The 22,777-nt window shown below is 64.3% G+C and carries 19 protein-coding genes; 14 read left to right on the forward strand and 5 right to left on the reverse strand.

Going from position 1 to position 22,777, the window contains the following annotated elements:
• Nucleotides 1-113 precede the first annotated feature (113 nt).
• Entirely contained in the window at nt 114-1,169 is a 1,056-nt protein-coding gene (gene bioB / locus IF690_RS27310) for a biotin synthase BioB (protein WP_007926062.1), read from the reverse strand.
• Nucleotides 1,170-1,260: 91 nt separating this feature from the next.
• On the opposite strand from bioB, the gene IF690_RS27315 reads away from it, so the two are divergent.
• The 5 genes from IF690_RS27315 (at nt 1,261) to rarD (ending at nt 7,179) form a co-directional block, all read left to right on the forward strand.
• Entirely contained in the window at nt 1,261-2,001 is a 741-nt protein-coding gene (locus IF690_RS27315; RefSeq protein WP_202698154.1) for a ComFC family protein, read from the forward strand.
• A 63-nt stretch (nt 2,002-2,064) separates the two neighbouring features.
• Nucleotides 2,065-2,829, forward strand: coding sequence for a TOBE domain-containing protein (locus IF690_RS27320; protein ID WP_202698155.1), 765 nt, complete (start codon nt 2,065-2,067; stop codon nt 2,827-2,829).
• 216 nt (nt 2,830-3,045) lie between these two features.
• Complete coding sequence (locus IF690_RS27325; RefSeq protein WP_023969165.1) at nt 3,046-4,947, forward strand: PhoX family protein; 1,902 nt, start codon at nt 3,046-3,048, stop codon at nt 4,945-4,947.
• A 151-nt stretch (nt 4,948-5,098) separates the two neighbouring features.
• The gene (locus tag IF690_RS27330; RefSeq protein WP_202698156.1) at nt 5,099-6,073 is read left to right on the forward strand and encodes a serine/threonine protein kinase; all 975 of its coding nucleotides are present in this window, start codon (nt 5,099-5,101) and stop codon (nt 6,071-6,073) included.
• Nucleotides 6,074-6,291: 218 nt separating this feature from the next.
• On the forward strand, nt 6,292-7,179 hold the full coding sequence (gene rarD / locus IF690_RS27335; protein WP_202698157.1) for an EamA family transporter RarD: 888 nt from the start codon (nt 6,292-6,294) through the stop codon (nt 7,177-7,179).
• Nucleotides 7,180-7,402: 223 nt separating this feature from the next.
• Here rarD and IF690_RS27340 read toward each other — a convergent pair whose 3' ends face one another.
• Entirely contained in the window at nt 7,403-7,921 is a 519-nt protein-coding gene (locus tag IF690_RS27340) for a glycine cleavage system transcriptional repressor (RefSeq protein WP_202698158.1), read from the reverse strand.
• Nucleotides 7,922-8,416: 495 nt separating this feature from the next.
• On the opposite strand from IF690_RS27340, the gene IF690_RS27345 reads away from it, so the two are divergent.
• Nucleotides 8,417-10,594, forward strand: coding sequence for a malate synthase G (locus IF690_RS27345; protein ID WP_202698159.1), 2,178 nt, complete (start codon nt 8,417-8,419; stop codon nt 10,592-10,594).
• Nucleotides 10,595-10,732: 138 nt separating this feature from the next.
• On the opposite strand, the gene IF690_RS27350 is transcribed toward IF690_RS27345, so the two are convergent.
• Nucleotides 10,733-11,179 (reverse strand): response regulator, encoded by a 447-nt coding sequence (locus IF690_RS27350; RefSeq protein WP_007926041.1) that lies wholly within the window; start codon nt 11,177-11,179, stop codon nt 10,733-10,735.
• A gap of 253 nt (nt 11,180-11,432) precedes the next feature.
• Between IF690_RS27350 and IF690_RS27355 the strand changes: the two genes are divergently transcribed.
• From IF690_RS27355 to IF690_RS27385, 7 genes are all read left to right on the forward strand, one after another.
• Nucleotides 11,433-13,373, forward strand: coding sequence for a putative nucleotidyltransferase substrate binding domain-containing protein (locus IF690_RS27355; protein WP_202698160.1), 1,941 nt, complete (start codon nt 11,433-11,435; stop codon nt 13,371-13,373).
• The gene (locus IF690_RS27360; RefSeq protein WP_202698161.1) at nt 13,370-14,077 is read left to right on the forward strand and encodes a 3'-5' exonuclease; all 708 of its coding nucleotides are present in this window, start codon (nt 13,370-13,372) and stop codon (nt 14,075-14,077) included. The genes IF690_RS27355 and IF690_RS27360 overlap by 4 nt, the downstream gene beginning before the upstream one ends.
• Before the next feature lie 265 nt (nt 14,078-14,342).
• Nucleotides 14,343-14,861: an RNA polymerase sigma factor gene (locus tag IF690_RS27365; RefSeq protein ID WP_202698162.1), complete on the forward strand. Its 519-nt coding sequence runs from the start codon at nt 14,343-14,345 to the stop codon at nt 14,859-14,861.
• Nucleotides 14,858-15,844, forward strand: a complete 987-nt coding sequence (locus IF690_RS27370) for a FecR domain-containing protein (RefSeq protein ID WP_202698163.1) — start codon at nt 14,858-14,860, stop codon at nt 15,842-15,844. Before IF690_RS27365 ends, IF690_RS27370 begins: the two co-directional genes overlap by 4 nt.
• Before the next feature lie 230 nt (nt 15,845-16,074).
• Nucleotides 16,075-18,504 carry a TonB-dependent siderophore receptor gene (locus IF690_RS27375; protein ID WP_202698164.1) on the forward strand — a complete coding sequence of 810 codons (2,430 nt, stop codon included), beginning with the start codon at nt 16,075-16,077 and terminating at the stop codon, nt 18,502-18,504.
• A gap of 64 nt (nt 18,505-18,568) precedes the next feature.
• Nucleotides 18,569-19,702, forward strand: a complete 1,134-nt coding sequence (locus tag IF690_RS27380; RefSeq protein WP_202698165.1) for a PepSY-associated TM helix domain-containing protein — start codon at nt 18,569-18,571, stop codon at nt 19,700-19,702.
• On the forward strand, nt 19,699-19,887 hold the full coding sequence (locus IF690_RS27385; RefSeq protein WP_009045929.1) for a hypothetical protein: 189 nt from the start codon (nt 19,699-19,701) through the stop codon (nt 19,885-19,887). The genes IF690_RS27380 and IF690_RS27385 overlap by 4 nt, the downstream gene beginning before the upstream one ends.
• On the opposite strand, the gene IF690_RS27390 is transcribed toward IF690_RS27385, so the two are convergent.
• Nucleotides 19,865-20,287 (reverse strand): hypothetical protein, encoded by a 423-nt coding sequence (locus IF690_RS27390; protein ID WP_202698166.1) that lies wholly within the window; start codon nt 20,285-20,287, stop codon nt 19,865-19,867. The two genes, IF690_RS27385 and IF690_RS27390, sit on opposite strands and share 23 nt — an antisense overlap.
• A gap of 111 nt (nt 20,288-20,398) precedes the next feature.
• Here IF690_RS27390 and IF690_RS27395 point away from each other — a divergent pair, with 111 nt between their 5' ends.
• Nucleotides 20,399-21,028 (forward strand): glutathione S-transferase, encoded by a 630-nt coding sequence (locus IF690_RS27395; RefSeq protein WP_202698167.1) that lies wholly within the window; start codon nt 20,399-20,401, stop codon nt 21,026-21,028.
• Between the two features lie 203 nt (nt 21,029-21,231).
• Here the strand turns inward: IF690_RS27395 and creD are convergent, their stop codons facing one another.
• Nucleotides 21,232-22,608: a cell envelope integrity protein CreD gene (gene creD, locus IF690_RS27400; RefSeq protein ID WP_202698168.1), complete on the reverse strand. Its 1,377-nt coding sequence runs from the start codon at nt 22,606-22,608 to the stop codon at nt 21,232-21,234.
• Nucleotides 22,609-22,777: the final 169 nt, after the last annotated feature.

Raw genomic sequence — 22,777 nt, forward strand, 5'->3', positions numbered from 1 at the left:
CCGTAGGCTGCGATCGACCCGAAGGGGCGCGAGGAGCTTGAGTCCGTCGAGGTCTTGCGACCAGCGTGGCCCGGACCATCGCAGCCTGCGGCAGCGGCTACAGGGAGATTTGCTTAAACCGCGGCGTTATAGAACTGCTCGCTGCTCTTCTGCTCCACCAGCGCCTGCTCGATGGCGGCCTGGTGCACCTCGTCGGCGTGTTCTTCGCGGGCTTCCGGCTGGATGCCCAGGCGCGCGAACAGTTGCATGTCCTTGTCGGCCTGCGGGTTGGCGGTGGTCAGCAGCTTCTCGCCGTAGAAGATCGAGTTGGCGCCGGCGAAGAACGCCAGGGCCTGCATCTGCTCGTTCATCGCTTCGCGGCCAGCGGACAGGCGCACATGGGATTTCGGCATCAGGATGCGGGCCACGGCAAGCATGCGGATGAAGTCGAACGGATCGACATCCTCGGAGTTTTCCAGCGGCGTGCCGGCCACTTTCACCAACATGTTGATCGGCACCGACTCCGGGTGCTCCGGCAGGTTGGCCAGCTGGATCAGCAGGCCGGCGCGGTCATCGAGGGACTCGCCCATGCCGAGGATGCCGCCGGAACAGATCTTCATCCCGGCATCGCGCACGTAGGCCAGGGTCTGCAGGCGCTCGCTGTAGGTGCGGGTGGTGATGATGCTGCCGTAGAACTCCGGCGAGGTGTCGAGGTTGTGGTTGTAGTAGTCCAGGCCGGCCTTGGCCAGCGCTTCGGTCTGGTCCTGGTCCAGGCGACCGAGGGTCATGCAGGTTTCCAGGCCCATGGCCTTCACGCCCTTGACCATCTCCAGCACGTACGGCATGTCTTTGGCCGACGGGTGTTTCCAGGCCGCGCCCATGCAGAAACGGGTCGAACCTATGGCCTTGGCACGCGCAGCCTCTTCGAGGACCTTTTGCACCTCCATCAGCTTTTCTTTTTCCAGGCCGGTGTTGTAGTGACCGGACTGCGGACAATATTTGCAATCTTCCGGGCAGGCGCCGGTCTTGATCGACAACAGGGTGGAAACCTGGACGCGGTTGGCGTCGAAATGCGCGCGGTGCACCGTCTGCGCCTGGAACAGCAAGTCATTGAACGGCTGGACGAAGAGGGCTTTGACTTCAGCCAAAGTCCAGTCATGACGCAGATTGGCGGTGGTGCTGGCGCTCATGGGCGATTCCTTGATTATGCTTGGCAAGCGGTGACGGGAAGGGAATACCCACAGCCTCGACACGGATGTTGGGCATATTTAAGGAAGCGCCATGCAGTGTCAACCACATTACCAAGGACCGGTTTACATCTGGTTAAAAAACAAACAACCCTGTTTGCTCTGCGACGAGCCAACCGACACCCCCCAACCCATTTGTACCGCCTGTGAAACCGAACTGCCGTGGCTCGGCGATCATTGCCAGGTCTGCGCCCTGCCCCTGCCCGCGGCCGGCCTGACGTGCGGCCAGTGCCTCAAGCGACCGCCCGCCTTCGCCCAGGTAGTGGCGCCCTGGCGTTATGGCTTTCCGGTCGACAGCCTGGTCAGCCGTTTCAAGCACAACGGCAAATGGCCCTTTGGCCGACTTTTGGCCGAACTTCTCGCCCAATCGCTGCAACATCGCTTTGCCGAGGACCTGGTGCAACCCGACGCCCTGCTGCCGGTGCCCCTGGCCCGCAAGCGCCTGCGCCTGCGCGGCTATAACCAGGCGACGATGCTCGCGCGCTGGCTGGGCGAGATCCTGCAGATCCCCTGTGACGAAACCTCGTTGCAGCGCACCCAGGACACGCCATCGCAGCAAGGCCTGGATGCCAGGGCACGGCAACGCAACCTGCGTCACGCCTTTGCCCTGATGCCCGAGGCGGCGGTCCATGGTCGGCACCTGGCGCTGGTGGACGACGTGCTCACCACCGGCGCGACCGCCCACGCCCTGGCGCGGCTGTTGCTCAAGGCGGGCGCGCGGCGGGTCGATGTCTATTGCCTGGCACGCACGCCAAAACCCGGCGGGCCCGACTGAACTTGACTCTCGGCCCTCAAGCCGCAAACTCCCTTGCATTTCCAGCGTTCAAAGCGTTCAGCCATGCCCTTGCCCACCTTGTTGACCCAGCACATCGTCCGTCGCCCGCAGCGCATTGCCTTGCTGCAACATATCGCCGAACAGGGCTCGATCACCCGTGCCGCGAAAAGCGCCGGCCTGAGTTACAAGGCGGCCTGGGATGCCATCGACGAGTTGAACAACCTGGCGCAAAGACCCCTGGTCGAACGCAGTGTCGGCGGCAAAGGCGGCGGTGGCGCCAGGCTCTCGGTCGAAGGCCAGCGGGTACTGCGTCTCTACCAGCGTTTGCAGGCCTTGCAGGCCCAGGTGCTGGAAGCCGCCGAAGACGCCGCCGACCTCGACCTGCTGGGGCGCCTGATGCTCCGGACCAGCGCCCGCAACCAGTTGCACGGCACGGTGCAGGCCGTCGAAGCCCAAGGGCGCAATGACCTGGTGCGCCTGGCGCTCGCAGAAGACCTGGAGATCCAGGCGCAGATCACCCATGACAGCACCCTGCACCTGGAACTGGAGCCCGGCACAGGCGTGGTGGCGTTGATCAAGGCCGGTTGGCTGGAACTGTTGGCCATCGATCAGCCCGCAACACCCGGACACAATTGCCTGCAAGGCACCCTGGAAGCGATCCTCGACGCCGACGACGGCCCCAGCGAAATCCGCATCGCCCTGCCCAGCGGCCAGACGCTGTGCGCCCTGGCCGAACCGCTGCACCTGCGAAACCTTGGCTTGAGCGCCGGCAAGCCGGTGCGGGTGCAGTTCTCGCCATCCAATGTGCTGCTCGGCACGCCGCTGTAACCAGGCTGATCACGGTTCTGTAGCCGCTGCCGCAGACTGCGATGGTCCGGGCCACGCTGGTCGCAGGACCTTGACTGACTCAAGCTCGCTGCGAGCCTTCGGCTCGATCGCAGCCTTCGGCAGCGGCTACACAAGCGGCGAAATGCTTTCGTCGCTGCAATATGTTCGTCATCGATGCTGATTAAGGTGGCTGCAAAATCCTGCAGGAAGCCTGTGATGAGCCTACTAGAAGAAGACCAACCTACCGACCTCGAGAAGATGGTCGGCCTCAGCCGCCGTGGTTTCATCAGCGCCGGTGCCCTGTGCGGCGCGGCCATGTTTCTCGGTGGCAACCTGCTGAGCCGCAGCGTGCTGGCCGCCAGCGTCAGCGCCGGGTCCAGCAAGCTGCTGGGCTTTGAAGGCATTGCCGCCGCCACCAGCGACAGCATCACCCTGCCGCCGGGCTACAAGTCCTCGGTGCTGATCAGCTGGGGCCAGCCTCTGCAGAAGAACGGCCCGGCCTTCGACCCGAGCGGCAATGGCACCGCCGCGGCCCAGGAGGTCCAGTTCGGTGACAACAACGACGGCATGAGCCTGTTCGCCTTCCCGGACGACAAGAATCGCGCGCTGATGGCGATCAACAACGAATACACCAACTATCGCTACCTCTACCCCCACGGCGGCATGCCGCAGTCGGCGGAAGACGTGCGCAAGGCCCTGGCCAGCGAAGGCGTGTCGGTGATCGAAGTGCAGCGCCGCAACGGCCAATGGCAGTTCGTCCAGGGGTCGCGCTACAACCGGCGCATCCACGGCAACGCGCCGATTCGCCTGAGCGGCCCGGCCGCCGGCCATGCGCTGATGAAAACCAGCGCCGACAAGAGTGGCCGGAAAGTCCTCGGCACCTTCCAGAACTGCGCCAACGGCAAGACGCCATGGGGCACCTACCTGACCTGTGAAGAGAACTTCACCGACTGCTTCGGCAGCAGCAACGCCCAGCAGACCTTCGATGCCGCACAGAAGCGTTATGGCGCCTCGGCGAGCAGTCGCGACATCAACTGGCATCAGTTCGACCCGCGCTTCGACCTGGCGAAAAACCCCAACGAGCTCAACCGTCACGGCTGGGTCGTGGAGATCGACCCGTTCGACCCGCACTCCAAGCCGATCAAGCGCACCGCCCTGGGCCGCTTCAAGCATGAAAACGCCGCCCTGGCCGAAACCCGCGACGGACGCGCCGTGGTCTATATGGGCGACGACGAGCGTGGCGAGTTCATCTACAAGTTCGTCAGCCGCGACCGCATCAACCACCGCAACCCCAAGGCCAACCGTGACCTGCTGGACCACGGCACCCTGTACGTGGCGATCTTCGACAATGGCGACGGCAACCCGGACCACCCGAAAGGCCAGGGCAAATGGGTCGAGCTGAGCCATGGCAAGAACGGCATCGACGCCAGCAGCGGTTTCGCCGACCAGGCCGAAGTGCTGATCCACGCCCGCCTGGCGGCCAGCGTGGTCAAGGCCACGCGCATGGACCGTCCGGAATGGATCGTAGTCAGCCCGAAGGATGGCCAGGTCTACTGCACCCTGACCAACAACTCCAAACGCGGCGAAGACGGCCAGCCAGTGGGCGGCCCGAACCCGCGGGAGAAAAACGTCTACGGGCAGATCCTGCGCTGGCAGACCGGCCGTGGCGACCACGGTTCGATGGACTTCACCTGGGACCTGTTCGTGGTCGCCGGCAACCCGGCCGTACATGCCGGCCAGCCGAAAGGCGGTTCGTCGAACATCACCCCGCAGAACATGTTCAACAGCCCCGACGGCCTGGGTTTCGACAAGGCCGGCCGGTTGTGGATCCTCACCGACGGCGACTCCAGCAACGCGGGCGACTTTGCCGGCATGGGCAACAATCAGATGCTCTGCGCCGACCCGGACACCGGTGAGATCCGCCGCTTCATGGTCGGGCCGGTGGGTTGCGAAGTCACCGGCATCACCTTCTCGCCGGATCAGCGCAGCCTGTTCGTGGGCATCCAGCATCCGGGCGAGAACGGCGGTTCGACCTTCCCCGAGCACCTGCCCAACGGCAAGCCGCGTTCCTCGGTGATGGTGATCACCCGGGAAGACGGCGGCATCGTCGGCGCCTGATAGATCGCTTCACGAGCAGGCTCGCTCCTCCACGGATCATCCTGTAGGAGCGAGCCTGCTCGCGATAGCGTCCGCCCAGCCACCACCTATCCCCCCGTCTGCGCTACCATGCTTGGCCGGACGCAGCAGCCTGCTGCGCGCAGGAGTCAGCATGTCTCACCCGTTCGAAACCCTTACCCCTGATCTAGTCCTCGATGCCGTCGAAAGCATCGGTTTTCTCAGCGACGCCCGTGTCCTGGCACTCAACAGTTACGAAAACCGTGTCTACCAGGTCGGCATCGAAGACGGCGAGCCGCTGATCGCCAAGTTCTACCGTCCGCAGCGCTGGACCAACGAGGCGATTCTCGAAGAACACCGCTTCACCTTCGAACTCGCCGAATGCGAAGTGCCAGTAGTGGCGCCGCTGATTCACCAGGGCGAAAGCCTGTTCGAGCACCAAGGCTTCCGCTTCACCCTGTTCCCGCGTCGTGGCGGCCGGGCGCCGGAACCCGGCAACCTCGACCAGTTGTATCGCCTGGGGCAACTGCTCGGCCGCCTGCATGCGGTCGGCGCCACCCGCCCGTTCGAGCATCGCGAAGCGCTGGGGGTGAAGAACTTCGGCCACGATTCGCTGACCACCCTGCTGGAAGGCGACTTCGTGCCCAAGAGCCTGCTGCCGGCCTATGAGTCGGTGGCCCGCGACCTGCTCAAGCGGGTGGAAGAGGTCTACCGGGCCACGCCGCACCAGAACATCCGCATGCATGGCGACTGCCATCCCGGCAACATGATGTGCCGCGACGAGGTGTTCCATATCGTCGACCTCGACGACTGCCGCATGGGTCCGGCGGTACAGGACCTGTGGATGATGCTCGCCGGCGATCGCCAGGAATGCCTGGGACAGCTGTCGGAGCTGATGGATGGCTACAGCGAGTTCCACGACTTCGACCCGCGCGAACTGGCGCTGATCGAACCGCTGCGCGCCCTGCGCCTGATGCACTACAGCGCCTGGCTGGCGCGGCGCTGGGACGACCCGGCCTTCCCGCGCAGCTTCCCCTGGTTCGGCAGCGAGCGTTACTGGGGCGACCAGGTGCTGGCGCTGCGCGAGCAACTTTCGGCGCTCAACGAAGAACCCTTGAAGCTGTTCTGATCGCGGCGCAACCACTGACGTCATCGTGAGCAAGCTTGACCAGTTCAAGCTCGCTCCTACAAGTTTTTTTGCGCCCCCTGTAGGAGCGAGCTTGCTCGCGATGCCCTCGACAACACCCCCTGCCTTCTTCCTCGAATGCCTGCCACAAACACAGGGCGCATTCGGAAAAACCTCCTTACAATCACCGCCTTTGTTAGCTGCCTAAGCAAGGACTCTGCATGCAAGCCGCCAACCCGCGTCGCGGGTACATCCTGGGCCTGAGTGCCTACATCATCTGGGGCCTGTTCCCGATCTACTTCAAAGCTATCGCCAACGTGCCCGCCGTGGAAATCATCATCCATCGGGTGCTCTGGTCCGCGCTGTTCGGCGCGCTGCTGCTGATGGTCTGGAAGCATCCCGGCTGGTGGCGCGAGCTGCGGGACAACCCCAGGCGCCTGGCGATCCTGGCCTTGAGCGGTACCCTGATCGCGGCCAACTGGCTGACCTATGTCTGGTCGGTGAACAACGGGCGCATGCTCGAAGCCAGCCTGGGTTACTACATCAACCCGCTGGTGAATGTGCTGCTGGGCATGCTGATCCTCGGTGAGCGGCTGCGGCGCCTGCAGTGGCTGGCGGTGGGCCTGGCGACGGTCGGCGTGGCGCAGCAGGTGTGGCAGGTCGGCAGCCTGCCCTGGGTCTCGCTGGTGCTGGCGCTGACCTTCGGTTTCTACGGGCTGATCCGCAAGCAGGCGCCGGTCAAGGCGTTGCCGGGGCTGGTGGTGGAAACCTGGATGCTGGTGCCGATCGCCCTCGCCTGGCTCTTGTTCAACCCCACCGCCAGCAGTGCCCAGGCGGCCTTCTGGACCAGCTCCGAAGCCTGGTGGCTGGTGGCGGCCGGCCCCGTCACCCTGGTGCCGCTGGTGTGCTTCAACGCCGCCGCCCGTCACCTGCCCTACACCACCCTGGGCTTCCTGCAATACCTGGCGCCGACCCTGGTGCTGCTGCAGGCGGTACTGCTGTTCGGCGAACACCTGTCGTCGAGCACCCTGGTGGCATTCATGTTTATCTGGGCCGGCCTGGCGGTGTACAGCGTGGATGCCTGGTTGAGCCTGCGCAAACGCAGCTGATCAATAAATGTACAAACCTCTGCAGGCCACGGTTGGCGTGGCCTGCCTCTATCCTTCCCAAGGTTATCCACAGCGTGATCCCCGCCGTTTGTGCACAAGCCCTTGAAACTGCTGGTTTTTTGATCAGATTCCGCAAAGCCTTGGCTGGCTTGGGCTGGCGGTAGGTCTCTACAGGTTATCCACAGGCGCATGCACGCTAAAACTGGATAACCTGCCCTTCGGTTTACACCTCGCTGCGCAGCACCAACTCCACCATCAGGTCATCCGCCAGGGTTTCCAGGCGCGATTGCAGGACATCGAGGGACAAGGTCAGCGGCACCGCCAGGATCGCTTCGGCGTGGAACAGCGGCTCGCTGCTCATGGGCGCCGGGCGCACTTCGGTCACCAGTCGCTCCAGGTTCACCCCCTGCTCGCTCAACAGGCGGGTGATGTCGCGCACGATGCCCGGCCGGTCGTTGCCCACCAGTTCCATGGCGATCGGCTTCCAGGTGCAGGATTGTTCGATGCCGCTTTCGGCGATCAGCACCCGGATGCCCTGGGCCGCCAAGCCCTGCAAGGCATCCACCAGCTCGTCGTAGGCTTCCGCCGGCACGCCGACCCGCAGGATGCCGGCGAACTGCCCCGCCAGGCGCGACATGCGGCTCTCCAGCCAGTTACCGCCGTGCGCGGCGATGCATTGGGCGATGCGCTCGACCTGTCCGGGCTTGTCCGGGGCGAATACGGTGAGTACGAGGTGGTCCATGGCGCAACCCTCTGTCAGGACTTTTGTTATAGAAAATCAAGTATAGGCAAGGCTCGTCCTGCTGCTTCCCTTGCGCCTGCAGGCAAGGCGCAAAGCAGGAAAACGGCGCGCTGCCGTTGCTGGAATATAAATCGTGTACAACTCCCTAGATTTATATGGAACAATTCAATGGTTTTTTGAGAACATCCAGCTCCCCAGTGTGACCGATCCGCGAACTTTGGTCGCGGAACGACGTATTTAGTCTAATTTTCACAACCGCAATTCATCATGTAGTATGCCGCAGCGCGCACTACATAACGTTGGATCGATGTCTGCCAAGGCGCAGTCGCAACCCTGAAAGCCCTGTCAGCAAGGCTTCAAGCCGTTGATTGGAACCATCCCAGCCGCCCGCGATGGCATGTACTGGTAGAGGGGTTTGTGGTTTAAATGGCCAGAGGCTTCATTGTTAATTTGAAGAGCTGAAAAGCGAAATAGCTGAGCAGAGTGAGGCAAGCAATGACTGAACACGTTCAAGTCGGTGGCCTGCAGGTCGCCAAAGTCCTGTTCGACTTCGTGAACAACGAAGCCATTCCCGGTACCGGCCTCAGCGCCGACAAGTTCTGGGCCGGCGCCGACAAGGTCATCCACGACCTGGCGCCGAAGAACAAAGCCCTACTCGCCAAACGCGACGATTTCCAGGCGCGTATCGATGCCTGGCACCAAGCCCGTGCCGGTCAGCCCCACGACGCCGTGGCCTACAAAGCCTTCCTGCAAGACATCGGTTATCTGCTGCCAGAAGCGGCGGACTTCCAGGCCACGACGCAAAACGTCGATGACGAGATCGCCCGCACGGCCGGTCCGCAGCTGGTGGTCCCGGTGATGAATGCCCGTTTCGCCCTCAACGCCTCCAACGCCCGCTGGGGCTCGCTGTACGACGCGCTCTATGGCACCGACGCCATCAGCGAAGCCGGCGGCGCGGAAAAAGGCAAAGGCTACAACAAGGTGCGCGGCGACAAGGTCATCGCCTTCGCCCGCGCCTTCCTCGACGAGGCCGCGCCATTGGCTGCCGGCTCCCATGTCGACTCCACCGGCTACAAGATCATCGACGGCAAGCTGGTGATCACCCTCAAGGGTGGCAGCAACAGCGGCCTGCGCGACGACGCCCAGCTGATCGGCTACCACGGCGATGCCGCGGCCCCGACCGCGGTCCTGCTGAAACACAACGGCCTGCATTTCGAGATCCAGATCGACGCCAGCAGCCCGGTCGGCCAGACCGACGCCGCCGGCGTCAAGGACGTGCTGATGGAAGCGGCCCTGACCACCATCATGGACTGCGAAGACTCGGTCGCCGCCGTCGATGCCGATGACAAGGTGGTGATCTACCGCAACTGGCTCGGCCTGATGAAGGGCGACCTGGCCGAAGAAGTGGCCAAGGGCGGCCAGACCTTCACCCGCACCATGAACGCCGACCGCGAATACACCGCACCCAACGGCGGTAGCGTGAAACTGCACGGTCGTTCGCTGCTGTTCGTGCGCAACGTCGGCCACCTGATGACCATCGACGCGATCCTCGACAGCCAAGGCAACGAAGTGCCGGAAGGCATCCTCGACGGCCTGGTCACCAGCCTCGCGGCGATCCACAACCTCAACGGCAACACCTCGCGCACCAACAGCCGCACCGGCTCGGTGTACATCGTCAAGCCAAAGATGCACGGTCCGGAAGAAGCCGCGTTCACCAACGAGCTGTTCGGGCGCATCGAAGACGTGCTGGAACTGCCGCGCAACACCCTGAAAGTCGGGATCATGGACGAGGAACGCCGCACCACGGTCAACCTCAAGGCCTGCATCAAGGCCGCCAGCGAGCGCGTGGTGTTCATCAACACCGGCTTCCTCGACCGTACCGGCGACGAAATCCACACCTCCATGGAAGCCGGCGCCATGGTGCGCAAGGCCGAGATGAAGGCCGCCAAGTGGATCGGCGCCTATGAGAACTGGAACGTCGATATCGGCCTGAGCACCGGCCTGCAAGGCCGCGCGCAGATCGGTAAAGGCATGTGGGCCATGCCGGACCTGATGGCCGCCATGCTCGAACAGAAAATCGCTCACCCGCTGGCCGGCGCCAACACTGCCTGGGTACCCTCGCCCACCGCCGCGGCCCTGCACGCCCTGCACTACCACAAGGTCGACGTGTTCGCCCGCCAGGCCGAACTGTCCAAGCGCGCCCGCGCCTCGGTGGACGACATCCTGACCATCCCGCTGGCCAGCAACACCAACTGGTCGGCCGAAGAGATCAAGAACGAACTGGACAACAACGCCCAGGGCATTCTCGGCTACGTGGTGCGCTGGATCGACCAGGGCGTCGGCTGCTCCAAGGTGCCGGACATCAACGATGTCGGCCTGATGGAAGACCGCGCCACCCTGCGCATTTCCAGCCAGCACATCGCCAACTGGCTGCGCCACGGCGTCGTCACCCAAGCCCAGGTCATGGAAAGCCTCAAGCGCATGGCGCCCGTGGTGGACCGGCAGAACGCCGGCGACACCCTGTACCGTCCGCTGGCACCGAACTTCGACAGCAACATCGCCTTCCAGGCGGCGGTCGAACTGGTGATCGAAGGCACCAGGCAGCCGAACGGCTACACCGAGCCGGTGCTGCACCGTCGGCGTCGCGAGTTCAAGGCTCGCAACGGCCTGTAAAAAGCTGCGGTAAATGAAAAAGCCCCGATTGCGAGATCGGGGCTTTTTTTGTTTCTGCCGGGAAATCCTATCGCGAGCAACACAAGCCCCTGTAGGAGCGAGCTTGCTCGCGATGGCGTCATCGGCAACGCCACATCGCTAAGGCACCACGCCCAGCTCATGCTTGACCAGCGCCAGCAGCTTGCCGGTGTCGATGGGCTTGAGCAGGAAGTCCACCACGCTCAGGTGCATGGCCGCGATGGCATCACGCACATCGGCATCGCCGGAAATGATAATGATCGGCAGTGCCGCCCGCTCCGATTCCCGCACCTGGCGTATCAGGTCCAGGCCGTTGCAGGGGGCCATGCGCAGATCGGTGATCAGCAGTCCGATCGATTTGTTCGAGTTCAACAGTTCAAGCGCTGCCTTGCCACTGGCCGCGGTCATGCAGCGAATGCCATCCAGCCCCAGAATCTCCGACAGCAACTCCCGGGCATCCTTGTCATCATCGGCGATCAACACACGCTGGGGCGGCAGATCGGGCTCGAGCATCACGGCGTTCAACGCCTCGCGCTCGGCATCACTCAAAATATCGTGGTCGGACATGGCTTTCTCTACATATTCAAATCGATCCCCTAGCACAGTGGTCAGACATCGCTAAGCAGGCCTCCAATGTGCACTTCGTCGGATTTTTTTCCAAGAGGCCGGATAAGTACTTTTTTCACGGTTTTGACACCTGCTTGAAGCGAATTAACAGGTGCAGAACCCCTACCTAGACTTACGTCCAATGGGCACCCGGCAGCGTGGGACCGACCATGACCAAAGACCCGACCACAACAAATCCAAGAAGACTGCGGTAATGGTTATGAGTAAAGCGGATGCCTTCACCCAGGCAGGGAAAACCGCGGTGTTGCAGAACATCCACGGCACGATGCAGTTTCTCCAGCGGTTCCCCCCTTTCAATCAGATGGAAAACGCTCACCTGGCGTACCTGGTCGAGCAATGCCAACTGCGTTTCTACGGCCCCGGCGAGAGCATCATCAAACCCGCCGACGGCCCGGTCGAACACTTCTATATCGTCAAGCAGGGCCGGGTGGTCGGCGAGCGCCAGCACGCCCTCAAGGGCGGCACCGAAACCACTTTCGAGATCACCGCCGGCGAGTGTTTCCCCCTCGCCGCGCTGCTGGGCGAGCGCGCCACCCGCACCGAACACCTGGCAGCCGAGGACACCTTCTGCCTGCAACTGAACAAGCCGGCCTTCATCAAGCTGTTCGCCCTCTGCGCGGTGTTTCGCGATTTCGCCCTGCGCGGCGTCAGCAGCCTGCTGGACCAGGTCAACCAGCAGGTCCAGCAAAAGGCCGTGGAAACCCTCGGCACCCAGTACTCCCTCAACACCCGGCTGGGCGAACTGGCGATGCGCCACCCGGTAACCTGCGGCCCGTCCACCCCACTGCGCGAAGCCGTAAGCCTGATGCACGAGCAGCAAGTCGGCAGCATTGTGGTGGTGGATGAACACAAGGCACCGCTCGGCATCTTCACCCTGCGCGACCTGCGCCAGGTGGTGGCCGACGGCACCAGTGACTTCAACCAGGGCATCGAACGGCACATGACCCAGGCGCCGTTCGCCCTGTCGCCGGACCACAGCGCGTTCGACGCCGCCATCGCCATGACCGAACGGCACATCGCCCACGTCTGCCTGGTAAAAGAGCAGCGCCTGTGCGGCGTGGTTTCCGAGCGCGACCTGTTTTCCCTGCAACGGGTCGACCTGGTACACCTGGCGCGGACCATCCGCAATGCACCACGCATCGACAACCTGGTGGCGATCCGCGGCGAGATCGGCCTGCTGGTGGAGCGCATGCTCGCCCACGGCGCATCCTCGACCCAGATCACCCACATCATCACCCTGCTCAACGATCACACCGTGTGCCGGGTCATCGAACTGACCCTGGCCGACAAGGGCGACCCCGGCGTGCCGTTCAGCTGGCTGTGTTTCGGCAGCGAAGGCCGGCGCGAGCAGACCCTGCACACCGACCAGGACAACGGCATCCTGTTCGAAGCGCGCGACGCGGCCCATGCGGCACAGATTCGCGGCAAGCTGCTGCCCCTGGCGCAGCAGATCAACCAGAGCCTGGCGCTGTGCGGCTTCACCCTGTGCAAAGGCAACATCATGGCCGGCAACCCCGAGCTGTGCCTGTCCCGTGCCGAGTGGTCACGGCGCTTTGCCGCCTTCATCCGGGAGGCCACGCCGGAGAACCTGCTGGGGTCGAGCATCTATTTCGACCTGCGGGTGGTCTGGGGCGATGAACAAGGCTGTGTCCAACTGCGCCGTGGCATCCTCGACCAGGTCGGCGACAACCGCCTGTTCCAGCGCATGATGGCCGAGAACGCACTGCGCCAGCGCCCGCCGGTAGGACGTTTCCGTGAGTTTGTCCTGGCCAGGAAGAACGGCGAAAAAGCCACCCTCGACCTCAAGGTCCAGGGCCTCACCCCCTTCGTCGACGGTGCGCGACTGCTGGCCCTGGCCAATGGCATCGACGCCAACAACACCCTGGAGCGCTTGCGCCAGCTGGTGGCCAGGGAAGTCATCGAAACCCTCGACGGCGCCGCGTATGAAGAGGCCTATCACTTCATCCAGCAGACCCGCATGCAACAGCACCAATTGCAGACCCGGCAGAACCTGCCCTACTCCAACCGCGTCGACCCGGACAGCCTCAACCACCTGGACCGGCGCATCCTGCGCGAGTCGCTGCGCCAGGCCCAGCGCCTGCAAAGCAGCCTGGCGCTGAGGTACCAGCTATGAGCCTGTTCGCCTGGTTGCGCCCGGCCAGCGCGGCACTCGGCGCCGAACAGCGACAACGCCGCGAGCGCCTGCCCGTCGCCCCGCCGCTGGGCGAATGCAGCCTGCGCGAACAGCGCTGGGTGGTGCTGGACCTGGAAACCACCGGACTCAACCTCAACCGCGACCAGGTGCTGTCCATTGGTGCGGTGGTGATCGAAGACGGCGCCATCGATTTGGGCCAGCAGTTCGAACGCACCTTGCAGCGTACCGACCACAAGCTCAGCCCCAGCGTGCTGATTCACGGCCTCGGCCCGAGCGCGATCGCCGCGGGCAGCGACCCGGTTGAAGCCTTGCTGGATTTCATGGAGTTCGTCGGCGACAGCCCGCTGCTGGCCTTCCATGCGCCGTTCGACCAGCACATGCTCGGCCGGGCCTTGAAGGACAGCCTGGGTTATCGCCTGCAGCATCCGTTCCTCGACGTCGCCGAAATGGCCCCACTGCTCTGCCCCCAGGCGCATATCCGCGAAGCCGGGCTGGATGACTGGATGGGTTACTTCAAGCTGCAGGCCGGCGAACGCCACCATGCCGCCGCCGACGCCCTGGCCACCGCCGAACTGGCGCTGATCCTGTTCAGCCGCGCCCGCCAGCAGCAGATCCACAGCCCGCTGAACCTGCAACAGCGGCTCAGCCAATGGAAGCGCCGGCAACAAACCCACGGTTTCTGACCTGTAGCCGCTGCCGAGCGTTAGCGAGGCTGCGATCGGGCTGGGCGGCATTCCGACGCAGCGGCCGTAAACCCGGACGACACTGCAAGTCTGGCAAACCGCGTTGTTCGGATTACGCCGGCTTCGCCGTCGATCGCAGGCTGCGCCAGCGGCTACAGGGATCCGATAAATCGCAGCCGACCAGCGCCCATTGCGCGGCTCTTTGCGCCCTGCCACAATCGCGAATAATTCTCGTTAGTTTCAACTTCTCGATTGGGATACCCAGGTGTCGTCAGCCCAAAGCCCCCACAGTGACCTCGTTGGCGCGTTGTATCGCGACCATCGTGGCTGGCTGCTGGCCTGGCTGCGACGCAACGTGGCCTGCCCGCAACGGGCCGAGGACCTGAGCCAGGACACCTTCGTCCGCCTGCTGGGCCGCGACGAACTGAACGCCCCGCGCGAGCCGCGGGCGTTCCTGGTGGCCATCGCCAAGGGCCTGCTGTTCGACTACTTCCGCCGCGCCGCGCTGGAGCAGGCCTACCTCAGCGAACTGATGCGGGTCCCGGAGGAAGAACACCCCTCCCCGGAAGAACAGCAAGCGATCCTCGAAGACCTCAAGGCCATCGACCGCCTGCTGGGCAAGCTGTCGAGCAAGGCCCGCGCCGCCTTCCTCTATAGCCGCCTCGACGGCCTCGGCCACGCCGAAATCGCCGAACGCCTCGGCGTGTCCGTGCCGCGGGTCAGGCAGTACCTGGCCCAGGGCATTCGCCAGTGCTACGTCGCCCTGTACGGTGAACCGCTATGAGCCTGCTCAACGCCAAACCGGTGTCCGTCCGGGTATTGGACGCGGCGATTGCCTGGCAGTTGTCGCTGGACTCCGGCGAGGGCAACCCGATGGCGCGCGAAGAGTTCGCCAAATGGCATGCCGCCGATGAAGAACACGCCCGCGCCTGGCGCCAGCTGGGCATGCTCGACCAGCGTTTCAGCATCGCCAGCGGCCCGGCCCGCAGTGCCCTGCTGCAATCGCGGGACAGCCTCCGCCGTCGCGTGCGCAAGATTGGCAGCGGGCTGGCCAGCGTCGCCCTGCTGCTGGGCCTGGCCCTGTTCGCCGGCGAACGTTACGGCCAGCTGGATTACTGGCTCGCCGACCAGCGCACCGCCACCGGCGAGCAACGCACCCTGCGCCTGGCCGACGGCACACTGATCAACCTCAATACCCACAGCGCCGTGGATGTGCGTTTCGACGAAAAACAGCGGCGCATCGTGTTGCAGGAGGGCGAGATCCTGGTCGAGACCGGCCACAACGACGCCCGGCCCTTTATCGTCGAGACCCGCGAAGGCCATATGCGCGCGCTGGGCACACGGTTCCTGGTCAAGCGCGAGGAACAGGGCACCCGCCTGAGCGTGCTGCAGTCGGCCGTGGCCGCGCGGCCGCAGTCCGGCCAGGACGAACAGATCCTCAAGAAGGGCCAGCAGATGCTGATACGCCGCGACGGCCTCGGCCCGCTGCTGGCCCTGAACCCCGGCGCCGATGCCTGGACCCGCGGCATGCTGGTGGTGGACAACGCGCGCCTGGCGGACCTGGTCAGCGAGCTGGGGCGCTATCGCCGTGGCCATCTGGGAGTGGCCGACGAAGTGGCCGACCTGCGCATCACCGGCAGCTTCCCGCTGCACGACACCGACCTGGCCCTGAGCGCGCTGCTGCCCACCCTGCCCGTGGCCATCGAGCGGCACACGCCGTGGTGGGTAACGCTGGTGGCGCGGGCCGAGGGCAGAGACAAACCATAGCCCAGCGGTGTCGGTGTGGTTTTTATCGCGAGCAAGCTCGCGCCTACGGGAACGGCGCCACCCAGTAGGAGCGAGCTTGCTCGCGAAAATCCCTACTGACGCCGCCTGCCCCAACCTGAAATACCCCCTTGTTTTCGTAAATCTAAATAATTTTCGATCCGCCCTATCACTTTTTGAATCTCATCCGGCACATAGGCAATTGAGAGATGTTTCCATCCAGGAGCCGCCGTATGTCCCGCTCGCTAGACACCCTGTTGCGCCCCAGCCTGTTGGCCGTGGCCATTGCCCTTTGCGCCCCGCTGGCCAGTACCCCGCTGATCGCCGCCGAACAGGCGTCCGGCGTGCGCGCCTACAACCTGCCGGCCGCGCCTTTGGCCAGCACCCTGAACCAGATCGCCAGCCAGGCCGGCCTGGCCCTGAGCCTCAACCCGAGCCTGGCCGCCGGCAAGACCTCGGCCCCGGTCAAGGGCCAGTTCGATGCCGCCGGCGCCTTGCGCGAAGCCCTGCGCGGCACCGGCCTGCAGCTGGAACAAAGCAGCGCCGGCACCTACAGCCTGGTGGCGATTCCCGACGGTGTGGTGGCCCTGCCGGAAACCAGCATCACTGGCCAGCAGGCTTATGAGAGTGCCTGGGGCCCCGTGGATGGTTACCTCGCCACGCGCACCGCCGCCGGCACCAAGACCGACACCGCGCTGGTTGAAGCGCCGCGTTCGATTTCCGTCGCGACCCGCCAGCAGATGGAGGACCGCAATGTGCAGAATCTGGATGATGCCGTGCGCTACATGCCCGGTATCGTTTCCGCCAGCTACGGCAGCGACACCCGCTATGACTGGATGCGCGTGCGCGGCTTCGAGCCCACCCAATTCCTCGACGGCCTGCCGCTGCCCCGCGGCGTGTATGCCAACCCGAAAGCCGAAACCTGGAACCTCGACCGCCTTGCCCTGCTGCGCGGCCCGGCCTCGTCGGTCTACGGCCAGACCCCGCCGGGCGGCCTGCTGGACATGGTCAGCCGGCGCCCCAGCGCTGAATCGAGCCATGCCATCCAGCTGCAGTACGGCAGTGACAACTACCGCCAGATCAACTTCGCCAGCACCGGCAAGATCGACGATGAAGGCCAGTTCCTCTACGGCCTCAGCGGCGTCGTGCGGGACGCCGGTACGCAGGTCGACCACATCGACAACAAACGCTACAACATCGCCCCCAGCCTGACCTGGAACATCGATACCGATACCAGGCTGACCCTGCTCTCGCAGTTCACCCGTGACGATACCGGCGCGACCAGCCAGTTCATGCCGATCCAGGGCACCAAGATCAAGTCGCCACTGGGCGACGTCTCCCATCACAAGAACCTCGGCGATCCGGACTACGAGTTCTACGACCGCACCTACTACGCCCTGGGCTACGCCTTCGAGCATCGCTTCAACGATGTCTGGCAGTTCCGCCAGAACCTGCGCTACACCAAATCGGAGCTGTCCTTCCAGCAGTTGACCGTGGGCTCCTACGCCTACTCCCCGGCCGATGCGGCAGGCAATATCAGTCGTACCTCGACCAACGTGGACGAGGACATCGGCCAGTTCGCCGTCGATAATAACTTCCAGGCCGACTTCGCCACCGGCGACATCACCCACACCGTGCTGATCGGCCTGGATCACCAACGCACCGACACTTCCTACCTGTCGATTTACGGGGATGGCGGGACCACCAACATCTTCAACCCGGTCTATGGCCAACCGATCGTGCGCCCGGCGCGCTCCAGCGCCTACTACGACTACAACCAGAAAACCGTGCAGACCGGCCTCTACGTGCAGGACCAGATGGCCCTGGAGCAATGGCGCCTGACCCTGGGCGGTCGTGAAGACTGGGTGCACCAGGGCACCACTTACTTCAACAAGAACGACGTGACCAACACCGACCGCAGCAAGAACTTCAGTGGCAACGCGGCGCTGAGCTATGTGTTCGACTCCGGCCTGGTGCCGTACCTCTCCTACGCCGAATCGTTCCAGCCAGCCAGCAACGCCAGCGTCTCTCCTACCGAGTCGTATAAGCCCACCGAGGGCAAGCAATGGGAGCTGGGCATCAAGTACCAGCCACCTGGTTCGAACACCCTGCTGAGCGCGGCGGTCTACGACCTGACGCAGAAAAACGTGCTGGTGACCAGCATCGGTGCCGGTGGCGAGTCGGTGACCAACCAGACCGGCGAAGTGAAGGTCAAAGGCCTGGAACTGGAAGCGGTGTCCGACGTGACCGACAACCTCAAGGTCATCGCTGCCTACACCCTGGCCAAGTCCGAGGTGCAAAAAGGCATCTACAAAGGCAACCGCCTGCAACTGATGCCCAACCAGCAAGCCTCGCTGTGGACCGACTACACCTGGCACAGCGGTGTGCTCGACGGTTTCGGCATTGGCGCCGGCGCCCGCTACACCGGCAATACCTATGGCGACCAGGCCAATACCTGGCTGGGCAAGGCCAATGCCTACACGGTGTTCGATGCCGCCGTGCATTACGACCTGGGCCGCCTGGACAGCAGCCTCAAAGGCGCATCGCTGAAACTCAACGCCACCAACCTGTTCGACAAGGACTACCTGTCCACCTGCGATGGTTCCTACTGCTATTTCGGCGATCAGCGTAGCGTGGTCGCCAGTGCCACCTACCAGTGGTAATCGGCTGAGTTAACCACCGGGCCGTCCTGCCAAGGACGGCTTTGCTGTGTCTGAAGGCTATGAAATGAAAAGCACAACCATCCGCCGCTGGTCCTTTATCCACACCTGGAGCAGCCTGGTCTGCACAGTGTTCCTGCTGATGCTGGCCCTAACCGGCCTGCCGCTGATCTTTCACCACGAGATCGATCACCTGCTGGGCGACGCGCCGCAGCTGCGGGAAATGCCCGCCGACACCCCGCAGCTGGACCTGCAGCAACTGGTGCGCGCCGCCGAGGCCCATCGCCCGGGCGAGGTCATGCAGTACTTCGGCTGGGACGAGGAAGACCCCAACGGCGTGCTCACCATCATGGCCAGGACCGCCGGCACCGAGCCCAACTCGTCCCACACCTTCATGCTCGACGCCCGCACCGGCGAAGCCGTGGAAACGCCCTCGGCCAACGGCGGGCTGATGATGTTCATCCTGCGCCTGCACGTGGACCTGTTCGCCGGCCTGCCGGGCAAGCTGCTGCTGGCGTTCATGGGGCTGCTGTTCGTGCTGGCGATCGTCTCCGGCGTGGTGCTGTACCTGCCGTTCATGCGCCGGCTGGCCTTCGCCACGGTACGCCAGGACAAATCCACCCGCCTGCGCTGGCTGGACCTGCACAACCTGATCGGCGTGGTGACCCTGACCTGGGCCCTGGTGGTCGGCGTCACCGGGGTGATCAGCGCCTGCGCCGACCTGCTGATCGCTGCCTGGCGCAACGACAGCCTCAGCGCGATGATCGAGCCGTACCGCGATGCGCCGCCACTGACCCAGCTGGCCCCGGCCAGCCGCCTGCTGAAGATCGCCAAGCAGGTGGCGCCGGGCATGCAGCCGGACTTCATCGCCTTCCCCGGCACGCGCTTTTCCAGCGAGCACCACTACGCGGTGTTCATGAAAGGCAGCACCCACCTGACCTCGCACCTGCTGACCCCGGTGCTGATCGACGCCAGCACCCTGGAGGTCACCGCGGTGGCCGAACGTCCCTGGTACATGGACGCCATGGGCATGTCGCAACCGCTGCACTTCGGCGACTACGGCGGCATGCCGATGAAGGTCCTCTGGGCGACCCTGGATGGGCTGACCATCATTGTCCTGGGCAGCGGCCTGTACCTGTGGATCGTCCGCCGCCGCGCGGCCAGGCCGGCGCTGGGTGAACACTCTGGAGTGACGCCATGAGGCCGCGGCAATCGAACTTCTGGAAGGTCTTCGGCGCACCGCTGTTCATCGCCGTGCTCTGTGCCGCGGGGCTGTTCTCCGCGCTGCTCGGCGACGGCATCTGGGACGCCCTGAGCTGGCTCGGCCTAGGCGCTCCGGCCCTGATCGCCCTGCGGGGTTTGTTCAACCGCCCGCCCCCGGCCTGACCCCAGCGGCGGGGAAACCGCGCCACAGGTACAGCGACAGCCCCAGGCCGATCGCCAGCACCGGGATGAAGACGCGGTTTTCCTGCTGCGCCTCGGCGGCGACCAGCACGCAAAACAGCGCCAGCCCCAGCAGCGGTACATAACTTGCCGCCAGGCCCCAGCGCCAGGGCCGGGTCACCGGCTCGGGGCCGCGCAGGCGCAACAGGGCACAGCCCAGGGCCGGCAGGACCAGCGCCGGCAGCGCCCAGTACCCGGCCATGCAGGCGAACGCCATGATCAGCTCCGGCTCACCCTCGCCGTGGCGGCGAAACTCGTACTGCAAGGCCAGGTACACCGCCAGCGCGCCCAACAGGGTCAGCGCCAGGCTGTACAAGCCGTGTCGAAGATAGGACCTGCGCATTCATCACTCCTTGTCTGTCCCGCATGCGCCCCTGTAGCCGTGGCCAGAGGCTGCGCTAAGATCCCCCGGGTTTACGAGCCTGTGCTCCACTTCCACCCGCGAGGAATATTCATGTCCACTCCCAGCATGACGCTGTTCCACAATCCGGCATCACCTTACGTGCGCAAAGTCATGGTGCTGCTGCACGAGACCGGCCAACTGGACCGCGTGGCCCTGCACGCCAGCCAGTTGACCCCGGTGAATCCGGACGCCGCCCTCAACCAGGACAACCCGCTGGGCAAGATTCCCGCCCTGCGCCTGGCCGACGGCAATGTGCTGTACGACAGCCGGGTGATCCTCGATTACCTCGACCAGCAACATGTCGGCAACCCGCTGATCCCCCGCGAGGGTTCGGCGCGCTGGCTGCGGCTGACCCTGGCGGCCCTGGCCGATGGGATCATGGACGCCTCGGTGCTGATCCGTTACGAACTGGCCCTGCGCGCGCCCGAGAAACACTGGGAGCAATGGCTCGATGGCCAGCGCGACAAGATCCGCCGCGCCCTGGCCGTGCTCGAGGCCGATGCGATCGCCGAACTGGCCAGCCACTTCGACGTCGCCGCCATCAGCGTCGCCTGCGCCCTGGGTTACCTCGACTTCCGCCACCCCGACCTGCAATGGCGCGATGCCCGGCCCCGGCTGGCGGCCTGGTACGCCGAGGTCAGCCAACGCCCTTCGATGCTGGCGACCCAGCCGCCGGTTTGAGGGCCCCGGGCGCGGTCATCACCTGAAGTACGCTGGCGGCCGGGCCGGCCCTATCGCGAGCAAGCTCGCTCCTACAGGTTTCGCGGTGTCCCATGTAGCGAGCTTGCTCGCGATGGCCGCCCCAAGGTGCTTCAGGCAACAACCCGACTATCCACGCCAGCAAGGCCTCTGCTTGCTGCTGGTCCTCGCGCAAGCCCAACGACCTACTCATGGGCCACCTCCGCTTCGAACGCCAGCGGCTGGGCCGGTTTGGCCTGGCCCACGCCGTACCAGTCGAGCTTGCGGGTCAGCACCATGAACACCCCCAGCAGGCCGAACAGCAGCAGCGAGCCCATCAGCAGCGCGTAATCCTCGGCGCTGAGCAAGCCGTACAACAGGCCATACAAGGCAGCCAGGCCGGCAGCGAAACCCAGGCCGTGCCCCAGGCTGCGCAACACATGGCAAACATAGAAACCGATCAACGCCACACAGGCACTGGCCGACAGCAGGTAGGCCAGGGCGAAGCCGATGTGCTCCGAGAGCGACAGCAACAACAGATAGAAGAACGCCAGGGCCACGCCCACCAGGGCGTACTGCACCGGGTGCACCGCCAGGCTCCTGAGCACCTCGAAGAGGAAGAAGCCGGCAAAGGTCAGGGCGATGAACAGCAGCGCGTATTTGATCGCCCGGTCGCTCTTGAGGTACTGGTCCACCGGGTCGATGAAGCTCACGCCGAAGGAGCGGTTCTTGAACTCATCGCACTGCCCGCTGGCCAGGCAATTGATCAAGGCGCTTTCCAGGTTGGTGGAGAAGAACGAGGTCTGCCAGTTGGCGGCGAAGCCCAGGTCGGAAATCTCGCGCTGCGCCGGCAGGTAGTTGCCGATAAAGCTCGGATGGGGCCAGTCGGCGCGCAGGCGCACTTTGCTGGTCTTGCCCACCGGCAGCACCTGCAACTGGCCGGTGCCTTGCAATTGCAGGTCGAAGGCGAAGTCCAGGTCGATGCTGCGCTTGCCGTCCAGCAGCGGCAGGCTGACGTGCACCCCCTCTCCCAGCCAGTCGATCCGGGTGCCGGGTGCGAAAGGCAGGTTCTGCCCGTTCAGCTCGAGGGCCAGCGCCTGCTCGATGCCGCGAATGTCGCTGATGCCCACGGCGAGAAACGGCTGCTCGAACCTGTAGTCGGCGAAGTCTTCCTTGATCCCCAATTGCTCGGGTAGCACAAACTGCCCGCTGATGCGGTTGTTGGCATGGAACAGCCGGGCCTGGTAGATCCCCCGGGCGCGCAATTCGGTCCGCACCTGGCCATCGAGTTCGAGGTGCTCCGGTAGGAAATACAGCTGCCCACGCTCCTCACCCTGTTCCTGGTAACGCGTGTTGGTCTTCTCGTTGGTTTTCCAGGTGCGCACCACCTTGCGATAAGGCACCACCAGCAGCGGGCCGCTCAGTTGCTGGCTGTAGCTGGAGCTGCGGGCGATGTCGGTCAACACACCGTCGCGCAGTTCCTGGCGCTCCTGGATCAGCCCGTCGATCATCAACAGCGGCACCAGCAGCCCCAGGATCAAAAGGGCGATCGCCCCAAGCTTTATGGTCAGATTGCGGTTCATGGGTTCTCTCCCTGTTCGAATGAGGGAGAGTCTGGACAGCCCATGTGGGGGTTTTATGGGGGGAGTGTGGAGAGTGTGTGGAGATTGGCTTTGTAGGAACCAGCCGACGCGTTTTCCCAGGTGAATCGCAGATTCAGGGGTTGCGGTCGCTACGTCAGAATGCCGCCCA

This window comes from Pseudomonas sp. SK3(2021), from assembly GCF_016772375.1.
GTDB lineage: Bacteria > Pseudomonadota > Gammaproteobacteria > Pseudomonadales > Pseudomonadaceae > Aquipseudomonas > Aquipseudomonas chlororaphis_I.

Coding starts and splice junctions, on each gene's coding strand:
- IF690_RS27330 (WP_202698156.1), top strand. CDS start 5,099: ATGTCTCACCCGTTCGAAACCCTTACCCCTGATCTAGTCCTCGATGCC.
- IF690_RS27360 (WP_202698161.1), top strand. CDS start 13,370: ATGAGCCTGTTCGCCTGGTTGCGCCCGGCCAGCGCGGCACTCGGCGCC.
- IF690_RS27395 (WP_202698167.1), top strand. CDS start 20,399: ATGTCCACTCCCAGCATGACGCTGTTCCACAATCCGGCATCACCTTAC.
- IF690_RS27390 (WP_202698166.1), bottom strand. CDS start 20,287: ATGCGCAGGTCCTATCTTCGACACGGCTTGTACAGCCTGGCGCTGACC.
- IF690_RS27375 (WP_202698164.1), top strand. CDS start 16,075: ATGTCCCGCTCGCTAGACACCCTGTTGCGCCCCAGCCTGTTGGCCGTG.
- IF690_RS27340 (WP_202698158.1), bottom strand. CDS start 7,921: ATGGACCACCTCGTACTCACCGTATTCGCCCCGGACAAGCCCGGACAG.
- IF690_RS27380 (WP_202698165.1), top strand. CDS start 18,569: ATGAAAAGCACAACCATCCGCCGCTGGTCCTTTATCCACACCTGGAGC.
- creD (WP_202698168.1), bottom strand. CDS start 22,608: ATGAACCGCAATCTGACCATAAAGCTTGGGGCGATCGCCCTTTTGATC.
- IF690_RS27350 (WP_007926041.1), bottom strand. CDS start 11,179: ATGTCCGACCACGATATTTTGAGTGATGCCGAGCGCGAGGCGTTGAAC.
- IF690_RS27345 (WP_202698159.1), top strand. CDS start 8,417: ATGACTGAACACGTTCAAGTCGGTGGCCTGCAGGTCGCCAAAGTCCTG.
- bioB (WP_007926062.1), bottom strand. CDS start 1,169: ATGAGCGCCAGCACCACCGCCAATCTGCGTCATGACTGGACTTTGGCT.
- IF690_RS27320 (WP_202698155.1), top strand. CDS start 2,065: ATGCCCTTGCCCACCTTGTTGACCCAGCACATCGTCCGTCGCCCGCAG.
- IF690_RS27370 (WP_202698163.1), top strand. CDS start 14,858: ATGAGCCTGCTCAACGCCAAACCGGTGTCCGTCCGGGTATTGGACGCG.
- IF690_RS27385 (WP_009045929.1), top strand. CDS start 19,699: ATGAGGCCGCGGCAATCGAACTTCTGGAAGGTCTTCGGCGCACCGCTG.
- IF690_RS27325 (WP_023969165.1), top strand. CDS start 3,046: ATGAGCCTACTAGAAGAAGACCAACCTACCGACCTCGAGAAGATGGTC.
- IF690_RS27315 (WP_202698154.1), top strand. CDS start 1,261: ATGCAGTGTCAACCACATTACCAAGGACCGGTTTACATCTGGTTAAAA.
- rarD (WP_202698157.1), top strand. CDS start 6,292: ATGCAAGCCGCCAACCCGCGTCGCGGGTACATCCTGGGCCTGAGTGCC.
- IF690_RS27355 (WP_202698160.1), top strand. CDS start 11,433: ATGGTTATGAGTAAAGCGGATGCCTTCACCCAGGCAGGGAAAACCGCG.